A 14,145-nucleotide genomic window follows, 5' to 3' on the forward strand; every position below is an offset into this window, starting at 1 on the left:
CCCCACATGCCGCAGCGAGGCCCACGGCGCCGCTGGACCATCCTGGTCTTACAACGAGTACGGTGTACCGGGCTTGCTGCTGGTCAGCCTTGTCGGCGCGGCCTGGATGATACCCAAAGCGTTGGACGACGCATTGATCGATTGGCGCGTCGCCGCGTTCAAGTATGCAGGCCTGCCGGTCTGCGGCTGGATACTCAGCGCTTCGCTACGCCGGGCGCCGTTGGTCGTGAAGCTGTTCTTTGTGGGCAACTTCTGCTGGATGAGTGCGATCGTCGGCCTGATCTACCTGGACCAGCCGGCCCGCTTATGCAACGCGTATTTGTTGAGCGATCAGGATTGGGCGGGCCGAGGCTTGATCGCCCTGGCCGTTGCGCTTCCGCTTGGCTGGCTGATGGCAAGAATCAAACCGCTGCGGCGCGTCCTAGCGGTTTCAACGTCAGTTGAACCGTAAGCTATGCGTCGAAAGCTTTCAGGCGAGGGAGCTGCCCGCCGGCGATATGGTTCATCTTCATGGCAGCACCTTCCCCCGCAGTTTTTTCACCTCGCCCCGGGCAGACTTCCCCTCCAATCGCCGGCGCTGGGAACCCTTTGTCGGGCGGGTGGGCCTGCGCGGCTTGGGTGGCTGCGAAACGCTGTCGACCAGTTCCTGCAAGCGCTGGATAGCTTGCAGTTTGTTCTTTTCCTGGCTGCGGCTGCCCTGCGCTTTGATCACGACCACGCCTTCATCGGTGATACGTCGATCACGAAGAGCAAGCAGGCGCTCCTTGATTTCCAGTGGCAAGGATGAATCAGGAATGGAATAGCGCAAATGAACAGCGCTGGAGACCTTGTTCACGTTTTGGCCACCGGCGCCCTGGGCTCGAATGGCGGTGAATTCGATCTCCTCCTGTGAGATGATAAATCGAGAAGCGATCATAGGTGATGGCCGGGGCGGCTTTTTAGCGTTCGTTCACCCCAACGAAGCATGGCGACAACACCGGCTAAAAACCAGGCAAGAGGCCCTATTAAAATGCGCAGCACAAGCAGGATAGGAAGCAAAATAAGAGTCCAACCCACAAGCTGAACCACGGCGACGGGCACGCCAAGCTTTTCTGCGGCACTGCCCAACAGAGAGTTGATGACGCTGGGATGGCGAACAGCCATATAGACCAGCACGGCCGGAGCTCCATACTTCACTATCCGCATGCCGATCACGCTGCCGCGCCACAGGCCTGCGCCTAGCGCAGCCGAGCGTTGCGAAAACGTAAGGGTCCTGCCACCGGACGCGGCCGCGCCCATACGAAGTATCTTGAAAGCGCTGACGCCGATGACAACGTCAAGCGCCGCCCCGCCTACGTCGCCGACGCCAATAGACTCCTCGAGTCGCAACTTGGTCTCTAGCCCGCGTATGCCTCCTGCAAAGAAGCGGTTAATGCCTTCGAGAACACGTTCCGTCTGCACCCACGCAACTTGGCCATTGGGCGCCATGACAAATTGTCCAAGAAAGTCGTATCCCTCTTCTTGAATGAAATGGATGGCGTAGCGGCCGCGGTCTTCGGGCGACAAAGGCGCTGCGCCTTGGTTGCCGGAGGATTCATTGCCATGCCACATGTCGCGGACAGCGAGAAACGCCGATCGGGCCGTGTCGCTAAGCTTTTGCATCAGCTCCAGGGTAAAAACTTCGTTTACCTGGAAATAATGAATGGGCAGCACAACGTCCTCGCCATAATTGCGCAGCCCTTCTTGAAAGGTCTCATCATCGCCATACAAAAGAAAAATGGGCCGGGCGATCTCGGGATAGCGCAGCAACGCCAGGCGAGCTTTGGCCAATAAGATCGGGTCGTCCACATACGCCAGGAAAAGCGCCTGCAGCGCGGCCGGCTCTGTAGAAAGAGCGGGGGCGTACTCGGGCATGGCTTGCTCAACCTGCAAGCTCACAAGCTGGTCTTCCAGGGCAACAGGCCGGTACAGGCTGGTAATAAGCAACGCGCCAAGAAAGGCCAAAAAGGCGGCCCAAAGTAGCCGCCTCACGCGCTGCCGCCCTGCCACACTTCGGTTGTTGGCTTATGACCAGCAGAGTCTGCAGTGAGTTTCATGGCTAACGTGGTTCACCGAAAAAGAATAGACCTGCCACGGAGCGCGGGCAGGCGAGGATGCGGCGCGTGTGAAATTATATCCAGCACGCCGTACCAATGTTAGCAAAGGCGTCTCGGACATCGACACACCCATACTTTCCTCATGGCAGACGATGGCGTCCTTGAGTTGGTGGTGGCCCAGGGGTCGCATCTACACAGCTTTGATCGTACCGTACGACTTGGAGCTTCGCCCCGAAAAGCGCTATTGTTTGGCCATGAATCAGGCACTACTTATCGTCGACGTCCAAAACGCCTTCAACCCGCCGCCGTGGCTCGTTTCGGGATTGAAGCGGATGACCCCGCACTTAATGTCGGTGGCAACTGTTGAACGCCACGACGAGAACAAGACTCCCTTCCACAGACAGCTCGGCTGGGCGCCGCCAGCCGACGACGAGTGCCTGCTTGAGGTTGACCACGTTTTCGTCAAGTTTGGCTATGCACCTTCTGCGGAAACGATACGCTTTCTGAAAGCCCGGAAACTTGACCGCGTGCTGGTGGCGGGAATTCAAACAGAGACCTGCTGCCTGGCGGCCGGCTTCGCACTGTTCGATGCCGGACTGAGCCCTACGCTGCTTACCGATCTAACCGTTGGCTCTTCGCTTGATCGGTCCGGGCAACTTGGCATCAAATTATGGCAGCACCATTTTAGGAACGTGACCACGTCACAAGAAATCATGGAAGAAATCGGCCGTCAAACCGCAGCCGGCAAACCTTAAAAAATAGCGGTGGTAACATCAATTTGAACGGCGGGAAGCCTCGCCGTGCAGCCAGAAACTCTACAGCCGGAGCGCCAGCATTGAAATATCGCAAACTTGGTCACACCGATCTTGAAGTCAGCCTGATCGGCCTGGGCACCATGACCTGGGGCGAACAAAACAGTGAATCCGAGGCCCACGAGCAGCTCGACTACGCCTTGTCGCGAGGGGTGAACCTTGTGGATGCCGCCGAGATGTACCCCGTCCCGCCCAAGCCCGAAACACAAGGCCGTACGGAAGCGTATATCGGCACGTGGCTGGCCAAGACCGGGCGACGCAAAGAGATCGTGCTCACCAGCAAGGTGTCAGGCCCCGCCACCGACCCGAAGCGGCCCGGTCATATTCGTAGCGGCCAGACACACCTCGATCGCAAGAACATGACAGAAGCGCTCGACGCCAGCTTGAAGCGCTTGCGAACCGATTACCTCGACCTTTACCAGCTTCACTGGCCGGATCGCACCACGACAACGTTCGGCCGCCCCTGCTATCCATGGAAAGACGACGAATACACAGTACCTATCGAAGAAACCCTTGGGGTATTGCAAGACTTCATCAAGGCCGGGAAGGTGCGGCATATAGGGGTATCCAACGAAACGCCTTGGGGCGTGGCGCAATACCTGAAGCTCGCGGAAACAAACGGCCTTCCACGCATTGCCTCTATTCAGAACCCGTATAGCTTGCTCAACCGCAGCTTCGAGAATGGCCTGTCCGAGTTCAGCCACCTGGAAGGCCTGGGCTTGCTGGCCTACTCGCCATTGGCCATGGGTGTACTTGCAGGCAAATACCTGAACGGAGCCCGGCCCGAGGGCGCCCGCATGACGCTCTTCACGCGCTTTGATCGTTACATGAAGCCCCAAGCCGAACTGGCCACGGCCGAGTACGTACAATTGGCACGCGACCTAGGCCTGTCGCCGGCCACCATGGCATTGGCGTTTGTGAGCCAGCAGCCGTTTGTCATCAGCAACCTCATGGGCGCAACCCGTCTGGACCAGTTGAAGGAAAATATTGACAGCGTTGAAGTTCGGCTATCGGATGAGGCCATGGACGCCATCCAGGCCATTCACCAGCGCTATCCGAACCCAGCGCCCTGAGCCTAGTTCGGTGGGCGCGCGGCGCGCTTACTTATACTGAAGCGCCGACGAAGTCGACCATAAATTCGGCACACGCCTCAATGTCCGGCTCAAAGCCCAGGCCGGCGTTGTCGGTGAGACTTATATATCCGTCTCGCACAACAAAATCCGGCGGGAGCAACCTTTCCCGCAACGGATTAGGATTCGCATCGATCTCTACATAGCCAGGGCCACCTACAGCAGCCTTAAGATGCATCGCAGCCATCAAACCGACACCTCCGCCCAGCCAATGGGGGCATACCCATCTTCCATGGACGTTTGCATTTCGGGCGACAGCTACGCAACCGGTGAAACCGCCCCACTTACCCACATCTGGCTGAATAATCGACAAAGCACCGCGCTTGATAAATCTATCGAACTGGCTGATCCCGGAAAAATTTTCGCCCGCAGCCAACGCGATGGGCTGAGCATCAGCCAAAGTAGCCCATGAATCCTCAGGTGAGTCGGCGCGTATAGGCTCCTCCAGCCATAGGAGGCCGAAACGCTCAAAGCGCCGACCTGAGTCGACAGCCTGATCCAATGACCAAGCTTGATTGGCATCCGCCATGAGAGCTGCATCTTCACCCAGCGTTGCGCGCAGGGCGCGCAAGTTGTGTTCATCCACCGACTGGCCGAAACCCACTTTAAGTTTGAACGCACGATGGCCTTCAGCCCATTTTTCTGCGGCAAGGCGTTCGGGGTACTGTGGGTTCAGCCCTGAGGCATAAACAGCAATTCTGGGTAACTCTTCGCCGGCACTTCCGTCAATGAAACGCCAAAGCGGCAGCCCTGCACGACGGGCAGCCATATCCCAAATCGCCATATCGACACCCGCGGCGATCTGGTGCAAAGTGCCTGGCTCGCCGCTTTGCAGCGCAAGAATTTCAAATCGTGAACTCAATGCGTCATAGCATTGACGAGGATCTCGCCATGCTTGGGAGATGACTATTGGTTTGACGTACTCGAGTATCATACGAGCACGATGCTCGGCGCCCACACTGGGAAAGTTACACCACACCTCGCCCCAGCCGTGGCAGCCAGACTTGTCTCTTACTCGCACCAGAAGTGCTGGACGAGTGTGCATGACGCCAAAGGAAGTTTGCACCGGCGGCACAGCCGGTGCGCGGAGGACAAATATTTCAACATCTGCAATTGCAATTTCTGACGTCATTTGCCTTCCTTCGAAGCTGCTCCTACAGTCGTATAGGTGGCCCTGTGAAACTCCAAGACCCATTGATCATTTGGCGGGCTCGCGGCCGGTGAAGTCTTCCAAGCAAGAAACGCCTCGGTCTCGAATACCCGTTCATTTTCAACTTCGTACATGGTCAGATAATGATGAGGGTCGCCACACCTGACCAATCGCCGAGCGGAACGAAATCCAACTATGGATAAGAGCTGGGGCAGATGTTGAGTGTCATACCACCTGTTGAACGCCCCTTCCTCCTCAGGCAGCACGCGGAATGTTACAAGCATGACGACGGAAGAATCTGCCATCAGGCGACCCCGCTCTCAATATTCTGATCATCAGGTAGGCTGTCCCATGGGTGCGGAACCCCCACTGGAGTATGTGTGATTAGTTTCTTGAGTAACGATTTCAAAGCCAATGTATCGCCAGCACCAATGGCCAGTTCGGCCTCATTTTCCAGCTCTCTGGCCTGGCTCATAAGGGCACGGCTGCGCAAATAGCCTTCTTCCGTAAGATGAAGATGAACCTTTCCTCCCTCGATACGCGTGCAAATGAAGGCCTTTTCACGCAACGACGCAACGGTCTCCCGAGTTGCTGCCGCACCGGATAATACGTTGACCTCGTTTATTTCTTCCAACGTACGCCCATCGTGTACGGCCAGCGCGCAAAGCAGGTAGTACTCCACGGGCGCGATGTCCTGTTGTGCCAGATAATCACGCAGCTTCGCAAAGAACTGAAAGTAAGCGCGCCATAGCAGATAGCCAATGTAATCCTCGGTATGGCCGATCGATGGATTTTTCATCACCTTCGACAAAGACAGAGCTTGTGCATTCTGGACCGCCATGGCGTAGCGTCCCGCGTGAAATACGAGTGGCGAAGCACTAATAGCTTCGTATTGCACAACCTCTCCCACAAATATGATGTGGTCTCCCCCTTCGTACTGCAAAGCGGTTTTGCATTGCAGTCGGGCGGCGCACCCTGGAATCAATGGAAGGTCATTGATGCCGGACTCGAGTGCCAACCCTGCAAACTTGTTCTCGCCAGAACGCGCAAAACGATTCGAGAGGCCCTCTTGATCATGCGCCAGAATGTGAACCGCCCAGTAGCCATTCGATTCAAATGCGGACCTGCTGAAAGCACTCTTGGCCAGACTCCAAAGCACGAGCGGAGGGGAAAGGGACACAGAACTGAAGCTATTTGCAGTAATTCCCACGGGCTCGCCAGAAGTGTCGTTAGTAGTCACTATCGTTACGCCGGTCGCGAATGAAGCCAGTACTTGGCGTAACGCTTTGGCGTCAGTTTCATAAGGCTTGGCCACGACGTTCCTCCTCTATCGAATGGGGCTGGATACCGGTGCACGCCTGAGCATGGAGGCTGATGAATGCGTGAGTCACGTCATTGAACGCCTTTGGGAACTCCAGATTGCTAAGGTGCCCGGCAAAAGGCAGTAGCGAGTATTGAGCACCGGGAATAGCGTCAGCAATTTGTCGCAGATTGCACGGTGGGAAAAGACTGTCGTTCTCTGCAGCAACTATATGGGTGGGTACGCAGATTTCATTCACCGGATATTCTTTCATGGGTAAAGAGACCGCTTCGAGCATTTTCAAGTAAGACTCTGCGTGCAGCGCGCTGATGCTCTCAACCAGCGCCCGGCGCGCAGGCGGACTGCAGCGAGGGCCCGCTAGGCTATCCGCTACGCCAGGCGCAATGTCAGCAGGGGTGCCACCTTCCAGTAACGGCTTTTGACGCGTGGCGAGGAAGGCTTTTCTAACCTCCGCTTCCATGTTGGCGCTAAAGGGCACCGCTGAACAAGCGGTTAGCGAAATGACTTTACCGGACTGATGATATGCATAATCGAAAGCGATGCGTCCGCCTAACGATAAACCCACCAGATGGCAACCTTTTACCTTGAAGTGATCCAGGATGCGATCAATATCCATCCGAGCATCCTCGAAACGAAAAGGACCTTCATAATCGTCGCTATCGCCATAACCGCGCATGTCCCATGCGATGGCGTGGAACGAACTACTAAATCGAGCAAGCTGCTCCGTCCAATTAGTGCGATTCCCACCTATTCCATGCAAAAATAACACCACTTCGCCCTGACCAGCATGCGTTATGGCAAGCCGAGGATTTCCTGGGACGAACTCGGCCTTGAGGCCCAGTGAACCTGAACTATTCATTTGTCAGTCCGGTTGAGGCAACGGAAGCTTCGCCATTTCTTCCTGGGTGTACAAGGAAAGCAAGCCAATCCGCTCAAGACATATTTCAGCCGTGAACGGCAACATGAGCGAACCGCAGCGGCTGTCTCGGTAATAGCGCTCCAAGGGCAAACTGCGCAGCATGCTCTGCCCACCACAGGTACGTATGGCAAGCTGGCTGATTTTCGCGCTATTCTCCATCACGGTGTATTGCGCTACGTACATACGTATCAATTCCTCTCTGGAGGGTTTTGGCTTCGCCTCAGAGATAACGCGCAGATATGTTGCCCAGGTCTGTTCCAACATGATGGACATTTCTGCTACAGCCATGCGCTTGGTCGGGTAGTGGCGCCGCTTCACCGGAGGCATGCCTTCTACCTCGCCCTTGAGATAGCTCACCGTAAAGTCGAACGCGGCCTGTGCAATACCCATATAAGCCGGGGTAATCGTAATGAAGGAGTGAGGCCAAGCCGAGCGGGTCGTGAAATAAGTACCTCGTGGCATGATTTGCTCGCCGTCTGGTACGAAAACGTCTTTCAAAATGACAGTGCGTGACACTGTGGGGCGCATGCCCAGTGGGTCCCAGTCCCCCACAATGCTCAAGCCTTCAGAGTGAGTCGAGACCGCCAATAACAACGTGTCTTCGAAACGTGGCGGGCCCTCGTTTTTTTCGGTGCATACCACTCCATGGTAGTCCGCTGCAGTAGACAATGAGGCGAACACTTTCTTGCCATTAACGATCCATCCCCCGTCCACCCGCGCAGCCGAGGTGGCATAAGGCCGGGTCGTCCAATCTTGACCAGTCTCGGAGAAGGGCTGCGAGTATATTTTCCCTTCGTTCAAGATGCGATCGAAATGATGTTCACATAAGCGATGTTGCTCTGCGCGCTCTGCTTGATTCATGGGTACGCTTTCTCCCAGTATTCCGGGATAGATCGTGGACGACGTATGCATATTGAACGTCAAAGCTGTCGGGCCGCACCACCGTCCCAATTCTGCCGCAACCAGCATATACGTCTGAAAGGACGCACCCATCCCACCGTATTCCTTTGGGATGCATAAACCTAGAAAGCCCGTCTCACGAAAATCTTGGTAGTTTTCGGTCGGGAAGGAAGCATCCCTGTCGTATTGGGCAGCGCGCGCTTGAAACCGATTCTGGCCTAGATCTCTCATCTGTTCGATGAGAGCTTGCTGCTCGGGAGTAAGGTCAAGGCTCATTTCGGGAGCGGCGCGGTATGGCGCTTCAGGTTTCATCGTGTCTCCATTCAGTTTTAGGATGTAGATGGCCATCCACAACTACAGGGTTGCCATCCAGATAGATAGAGCATCCGCGCATCGGAATGTCGAAATGCCCTTTTGTGTGTCGTCCGGCGTGCTCATTGGCGCCGGTCGAGAAAAGAAAATTTCCGGAAAATACGCGTAGTTCCGTTCCGTTAATATTGGCTCGGTCATACATAGCCAGAGACTCCCATCTTGCCGCGGGATTGAGCCCCCAACCGACGTGGGAAACGGCGTAGGCGTCACGTTCCTGCCATGCTGCCAGATAGCTACGCATGAGCTCGGCGTCGAGGTTCTCGCCTTGTATGTCCACCACGTAGTCGTTCTCCAGCGTGAGATGAACCGGCTGCTCGATATAACGCTTGAACGTGAGGTTGGCGTCGCCCGGTGCCAATACGATCTGTCCAGAAACGGACCTCGCACGCGGGAAACACGCAACAAGGCCGCCAGGCCAGTGAGCTCGTGTGCCTGGCTCCGTGCAGTAACCCCAGTTTCCTCCGACCACCGCCTCAGCCAGATCGACGCGCAACTTTGTACCGTGGCGCGACTCCACCACCATGGTGTTGGCTGCCGTAAGCTGTTTACGTGCAGATAACACAGCGTCTTTCAGAGAAGGCCCCAGAGCAATACGCTCCAGCACATCTGGGTGCTCGTTGCTGATCATCAACATACGCGCGCCGCTTGCCAGCGCTTCGCTCAGCTCTGAAGAGTGGAGGAGCCCCTCGACCGATCCATCAATGATGACTTCCGCGCCTGAAATCGCACGGACAGCCAATTGATTGTCTTTAAGGGCAATTGATGATCCGGTGGAGCGTACAGGGATGACCTCGCCCTGTGGCGGTGACGGAACCCGGATGCTCACCCAGCGAGCTCCAAGCCTGTCCAGCGCCAACTCGCATAGCTCTATATTCAAGCGTCGTGATTCAGTTTCTGATAACAAGGCGACGCGCGTACCGCGCGAAATGCCACAGCGCCCAAGCGCCTGAGCAAAGCCGTCTATCCATTTTCCTTGCGGCACCTCGCAGAGCATGCTCCCTCCATATATTTACTAAACGGTATAGTTATATTAAGGACAGACGGCTTGCTGGAACATTAGGCAAAACCCTTATATTTTAATAACTTAAGAACTCGATCATTACCTTGACATTACTAAACTGTATAGTTATAGTTTCTTGCGTTCCAATTATAAATATTCGGAGAACATGCATGACCAACTCCGCGAGTTCCAGAGCATTCGCCCCAAGTGACAACTCAGTGCGCCCCAAGATCGACGGCCGGAAACGCCGTAGTAACGAAAAACGCATTGCTGTACTTCAGGCCGCAGCAGAAGTATTTAAAGAAGAGGGGTTTGTAGGCGCGAGCATGGACGTCATTGCCGCACGGGCCGAGGTGTCAAAACCGACTGTGTATCGCTACTTCGACACCAAAGAACAGCTTTTCGACGCCATTTTGGATGATGTCGCAAACCGTGTATTGGTTGCCGCACCGGATGCCTCCGATTCTGAGTCGGTACACATAGACTTATGCGCTTTGGCCAAACACGCCGCCGCAGTCATTCTTTCTGAAAACCTAATTGCACTTCAACGTTTGGCAATAGCAGAGTTCACGCGCTTTCCGTCTCTGACCAAGCGCTTTTACGAGCATGGCCCTAAGAAAGTCATAGCGGGATTCAAATCCGTCATCGCGGCTCAGGCGAGGCAAGGCCTATTAGAAATCGACAACCTGGACGTGGCGACCAGCCGATTCTGGGGGCTGACCCTGGGCATGCCGCATCGCACGAAACTGATCGATCCCAATTGGAATATGAGCGAGGACGAAGTCGAACACTGGATCGATGAAGGCGTCGCGGCTTTTATTCGACTGTATTCGCGCGACCGAAACTCCGAGATAGAGAACTGAACTCTCAACATCAATAAGCGAGAACGGCAGTACACATTATTTTGATTACATGGAGACAATCACCAATGAGCGGTTCATTGCAAGGCAGAGTGGTATGGATTACCGGAGGAGCCAGCGGGATCGGCTTGGGCACAGCCCAAGTACTGTCTGAAGCCGGTGCAACAGTAGTCCTTAGTGGACGGACACCGGAACGGCTTCAGGAGGCGGCCAACAGCATCACAAGTGCTGGCGGGCGCTGTCATGCAGTTCCACTGGATGTTTCGGACGCCAATGCTGTGGCGGCTGCCGTCCAGCAAATAGAGGAGTCCGTAGGGGCGATTAATGTTCTAGTGAATAATGCAGGCTCGAACATCCCGCGACGATATCTCAATGAGGTATCCATGGCGGACTGGGCAAAAATGATTGAGATAAACCTTAATGGAACTCTATATTGCGCCCACGCTGTCCTACCATCCATGCGAAAGCGCCGAGATGGCCTGATTGTAAATATCGCCTCTTGGGGTGGCAAGAATGTCGTGCGGGCTGCCGGTAGCGCTTACACGGCAGCCAAGCATGCGGTCGTCGCCCTCACAGAATCGATCAATATAGAAGAGTGCGTCAACAATATCAGAGCCTGCGCCCTCTGCCCTGCCGAAGTATCCACTCCATTTCTTGATCAGCGCCCTGTGCCTCCTACCGAAGAGGAGCGACAGCGTTTTCTCCAGCCGCGCGACATCGGACGATTAATCCTTATGTTGTCTGAGCTTCCTACAAGTACGTGCGTCAACGAACTGGTCGTATCCCCCACGCTTAATCCTTTGTACGTGGCGCAGCACCGAACCCCGGCCTTGAGCTAAATAAAATCATACCGAGTTGAAAATTATTAAATAAAGCAAATCAATTTCGCGAATGGAGGATGACAATGAAACCCCTAATGCTTCTGAAATACTTCTCGGCCTCTGCCCTGATCCTCATGTCGGGCCTGTCGCATGCTGCCGACAAGATGCCGGTAGTGCGCATTAACGACTTTCCAGGCGTGGGCAACCCCATGGCACGCGTTCTGGTAGACGAGAAAATCTGCGAGAGCCATGGTCTCACGTGCACCTTGCAAACCATACCATCCGCGTCGTTGGCTATTCAGGCTCTGGTTGGAGGCAGTATCGATGTTGCGTCCGCCGGCGCCGACAGCGGGTTGCTGGCCGCCGCACGAGGCATGAACTTGAAAGTGCTTGGCAATGCCTTGGCAGACACCAATTTCTTCCTGGCGACCGGCAAGCATGTTAACGCCGATATCAGCGATGCAGATTATCCAGCCGTCATGCACCAGTTGAAAGGCAGGAAGATAGGCGTAGCTGCCCGAGGCAGCGCCGCAGAGTACCAATTTGCAGCACTAGCACGCGGCGCCGGCATGTCCACGGATGACTTCACTATGGTTGCGGTCGGCGGACCCGATACTGCCTATTCCGCCTTGCAACACAAGCAGGTGGATGCCTTGCTGGCTTTCGAGCCAGTAGCAGCCTTTTGTACCGTACTCGATACTTGCGACATCGCTGTAGACATGCGCAAAGGCCAAGGGCCCGAGGAGCTGATCGACTTGAACGGCGCAGCAGCACCTAACTTCATCCGAGCCGAATATGCCGAAAAGAACCCGAAGATAGTCGCCGCTCTGGAAGCCGCATTCAAAGATGCGGAAAAATACTACACCGACCCAGAGAAGTGGAATACGGTCGTAAACATTGCTAAACAAAGGTTCCCGATCAACAACCCCCAGGCTGACGAAATCATCGAAACTGCGCTGCGCAATACACAAGGGGCGGTCAGGTTTACGCTGGATCCACAAGCCCTGCAGCAGATGGCGGACTTCCTGTATCGCACAAAGCAGATCAAGTCTCCTTTCGATACACGCACTTTGCTTCTTTCCGACCCAACGCAACCGCGATAAAGGACACGCCATGACTACAGCCGTAGACATACGTTCCGTCACTGTAAAGTTTGCAAACGACGTAACGGCGCTGTCGAATGTAAATATCAACATTCCGCATGGCCAGTTCGTTTCGATCGTTGGGCCTAGTGGGTGCGGAAAGACAACTCTTTTGAATCTGGTTGCAGGCCTATTCGACGAGCCTCACTCCGGCGACGTGTCTATTCTTGGTGACTCGCCCAAAATAAGCAACCCCAATGTGGCATACATGTTTGCGCGTGACTGCCTGCTACCCTGGCGCACCGCGCTCGGCAACGCCAGCTATGGCATGGAACTGCGCGGCATCGATAAAGAGACGACGCAATCAAAAGCCATGAGCATCTTAGCTTCGGTAGGCTTGCGAGGCTTCGAAGAATCGCTTCCTAAGGCACTGTCCCATGGCATGCGGCAGCGAGTCGCCTTGGCCAGGACCTTTGCTCTTGATTCGCCCATACTTCTCATGGATGAGCCATTCGGCGCCTTGGATGCACAAACCAAGATCGTCTTGGCAGACGTGTTGATGTCGCTTTGGCAGAAAGAGCGCCGAACAGTGCTATTCATAACTCATGATCTGGCCGAGGCCATTGCGCTTTCCGACCGTGTCATAGTGATGAGCGCTCGACCGGGACGTATCGTCAAGGATGTGACCGTGGACCTATCCCGCCCCAGATCAAGCCGCGCACTACAAAATGAGCCTCGTTTCCATGAGCTTTACACGGAACTTTGGAACTCCCTCGAACTATGACTCAAATAACACAAACCCTACCTCGCAAACTTTCATTGCGGCTTCCACTGAGCGCGCTTAAGGCTCATATCATTTTCCTGACCGCTGTACTCGGACTGTGGGAGTGGGGGGCGACACAGGGCTGGATTGACAGGGCTTTGTTCGGTTCGCCATTGGGAATCGCCCACTTTTTGTGGGACGGCTTCTTTGTTTCAGCACGCATCTGGAAGGACCTCGGCTGGACAGCGGCGGCCACGGCCATCGCTTTCATTCTTGGAAGCGCCGCAGCGCTGTTCATAGGGCTGATATTTGTGACCCTTCCCCGTTTTGAAAAATTTATAAGTCCCTACCTTTCCGCATTTAACGCGATGCCGCGAATTGCCCTGGCGCCTCTATTTCTATTATGGTTCGGCCTTGGAATCGGGTCAAAGATCGCCGTCGGTTTCAGCCTTACTTTTTTCATTGTTCTATCCAGCACCACCGCTGGAGTGCGAGGCGTAGCCACTGACTGGGTCACGTTATCGCGGACCCTCGGGGCATCTCCAGCCAGAATTTTTTGTTCCGTGACGCTACCAAGCGCAATACCCGTGATATTCTCCGGACTGCGCCTCGGACTGATCTATGCCTTGTTAGGAGTGGTTGGGTGTGAAATTATCGCCTCCGAACACGGCCTGGGCCAACAAGTGTCTTATCTAGGGTCGACGTTCAACATGGATGGCGTATTGGGGCTTCTGCTCGTCCTGGCACTGCTGGGATTAGGCGTCACAGCATTCATGGACGCGCTTGAGAAACGCCTGCTCAGTTGGCAATAACGCGTTTCATACATTGTCCAAAAAGAGTCGTGGAAAGTCTTCAGACCATACCTCTGCGGTAGCTAGGCCATCGCCCACATTTCGCTCCCATCCAAAGAATAAAATCTCTATACTACCGCCGCCTTGGG

At 55.1% G+C, this 14,145-nt stretch carries 15 protein-coding genes; 8 read left to right on the forward strand and 7 right to left on the reverse strand.

What is annotated here, in order from left to right; translation table 11 throughout:
* Positions 1-451, forward strand: a 451-nt coding sequence (locus tag ACIY1O_RS10340; protein WP_397475006.1) for a hypothetical protein, incomplete at its 5' end; no start/stop codon positions are given.
* A gap of 57 nt (positions 452-508) precedes the next feature.
* On the opposite strand, the gene arfB is transcribed toward ACIY1O_RS10340, so the two are convergent.
* Entirely contained in the window at positions 509-916 is a 408-nt protein-coding gene (arfB, locus tag ACIY1O_RS10345) for an alternative ribosome rescue aminoacyl-tRNA hydrolase ArfB (protein WP_397475007.1), read from the reverse strand.
* Positions 913-2,010 carry a hypothetical protein gene (locus ACIY1O_RS10350; RefSeq protein WP_397475008.1) on the reverse strand — a complete coding sequence of 366 codons (1,098 nt, stop codon included), beginning with the start codon at positions 2,008-2,010 and terminating at the stop codon, positions 913-915. The genes arfB and ACIY1O_RS10350 overlap by 4 nt, the downstream gene beginning before the upstream one ends.
* 133 nt (positions 2,011-2,143) lie before the next feature.
* Between ACIY1O_RS10350 and ACIY1O_RS10355 the strand changes: the two genes are divergently transcribed.
* Positions 2,144-2,830, forward strand: a complete 687-nt coding sequence (locus ACIY1O_RS10355; RefSeq protein ID WP_397475009.1) for a cysteine hydrolase family protein — start codon at positions 2,144-2,146, stop codon at positions 2,828-2,830.
* 80 nt (positions 2,831-2,910) lie between these two features.
* A complete protein-coding gene (locus tag ACIY1O_RS10360) occupies positions 2,911-3,960 on the forward strand; it encodes an NADP(H)-dependent aldo-keto reductase (RefSeq protein WP_397475010.1) in 1,050 nt (349 codons plus the stop codon).
* A gap of 31 nt (positions 3,961-3,991) precedes the next feature.
* Here the strand turns inward: ACIY1O_RS10360 and ACIY1O_RS10365 are convergent, their stop codons facing one another.
* The 5 genes from ACIY1O_RS10365 to ACIY1O_RS10385 form a co-directional block, all read right to left on the reverse strand.
* Positions 3,992-5,149 (reverse strand): mandelate racemase/muconate lactonizing enzyme family protein, encoded by a 1,158-nt coding sequence (locus tag ACIY1O_RS10365; protein WP_397475011.1) that lies wholly within the window; start codon positions 5,147-5,149, stop codon positions 3,992-3,994.
* 322 nt (positions 5,150-5,471) lie between these two features.
* Positions 5,472-6,482: a flavin reductase gene (locus tag ACIY1O_RS10370; protein WP_397475012.1), complete on the reverse strand. Its 1,011-nt coding sequence runs from the start codon at positions 6,480-6,482 to the stop codon at positions 5,472-5,474.
* Positions 6,466-7,347: an alpha/beta fold hydrolase gene (locus ACIY1O_RS10375; protein WP_397475013.1), complete on the reverse strand. Its 882-nt coding sequence runs from the start codon at positions 7,345-7,347 to the stop codon at positions 6,466-6,468. The genes ACIY1O_RS10370 and ACIY1O_RS10375 overlap by 17 nt, the downstream gene beginning before the upstream one ends.
* Positions 7,348-7,350: 3 nt before the next feature.
* Complete coding sequence (locus ACIY1O_RS10380) at positions 7,351-8,655, reverse strand: acyl-CoA dehydrogenase family protein (RefSeq protein WP_397475014.1); 1,305 nt, start codon at positions 8,653-8,655, stop codon at positions 7,351-7,353.
* Positions 8,609-9,673 (reverse strand): 2,5-dihydroxypyridine 5,6-dioxygenase NicX family protein, encoded by a 1,065-nt coding sequence (locus ACIY1O_RS10385; protein WP_397475015.1) that lies wholly within the window; start codon positions 9,671-9,673, stop codon positions 8,609-8,611. The genes ACIY1O_RS10380 and ACIY1O_RS10385 overlap by 47 nt, the downstream gene beginning before the upstream one ends.
* A gap of 176 nt (positions 9,674-9,849) precedes the next feature.
* Here ACIY1O_RS10385 and ACIY1O_RS10390 point away from each other — a divergent pair, with 176 nt between their 5' ends.
* The 5 genes from ACIY1O_RS10390 (at position 9,850) to ACIY1O_RS10410 (ending at position 14,017) form a co-directional block, all read left to right on the forward strand.
* The gene (locus ACIY1O_RS10390; RefSeq protein WP_397475016.1) at positions 9,850-10,542 is read left to right on the forward strand and encodes a TetR/AcrR family transcriptional regulator; all 693 of its coding nucleotides are present in this window, start codon (positions 9,850-9,852) and stop codon (positions 10,540-10,542) included.
* 65 nt (positions 10,543-10,607) lie between these two features.
* Positions 10,608-11,378, forward strand: coding sequence for an SDR family oxidoreductase (locus ACIY1O_RS10395; protein WP_397475017.1), 771 nt, complete (start codon positions 10,608-10,610; stop codon positions 11,376-11,378).
* 65 nt (positions 11,379-11,443) lie between these two features.
* Positions 11,444-12,463 carry an ABC transporter substrate-binding protein gene (locus tag ACIY1O_RS10400; RefSeq protein ID WP_397475018.1) on the forward strand — a complete coding sequence of 340 codons (1,020 nt, stop codon included), beginning with the start codon at positions 11,444-11,446 and terminating at the stop codon, positions 12,461-12,463.
* A 10-nt stretch (positions 12,464-12,473) separates the two neighbouring features.
* The gene (locus tag ACIY1O_RS10405; protein ID WP_397475019.1) at positions 12,474-13,226 is read left to right on the forward strand and encodes an ABC transporter ATP-binding protein; all 753 of its coding nucleotides are present in this window, start codon (positions 12,474-12,476) and stop codon (positions 13,224-13,226) included.
* Positions 13,223-14,017 (forward strand): ABC transporter permease, encoded by a 795-nt coding sequence (locus ACIY1O_RS10410; protein WP_397475020.1) that lies wholly within the window; start codon positions 13,223-13,225, stop codon positions 14,015-14,017. The genes ACIY1O_RS10405 and ACIY1O_RS10410 overlap by 4 nt, the downstream gene beginning before the upstream one ends.
* Positions 14,018-14,145: the final 128 nt, after the last annotated feature.

It is taken from the genome of Pusillimonas sp., from assembly GCF_044464525.1.
Classification (GTDB): Bacteria; Pseudomonadota; Gammaproteobacteria; order Burkholderiales; family Burkholderiaceae_B; genus Pusillimonas.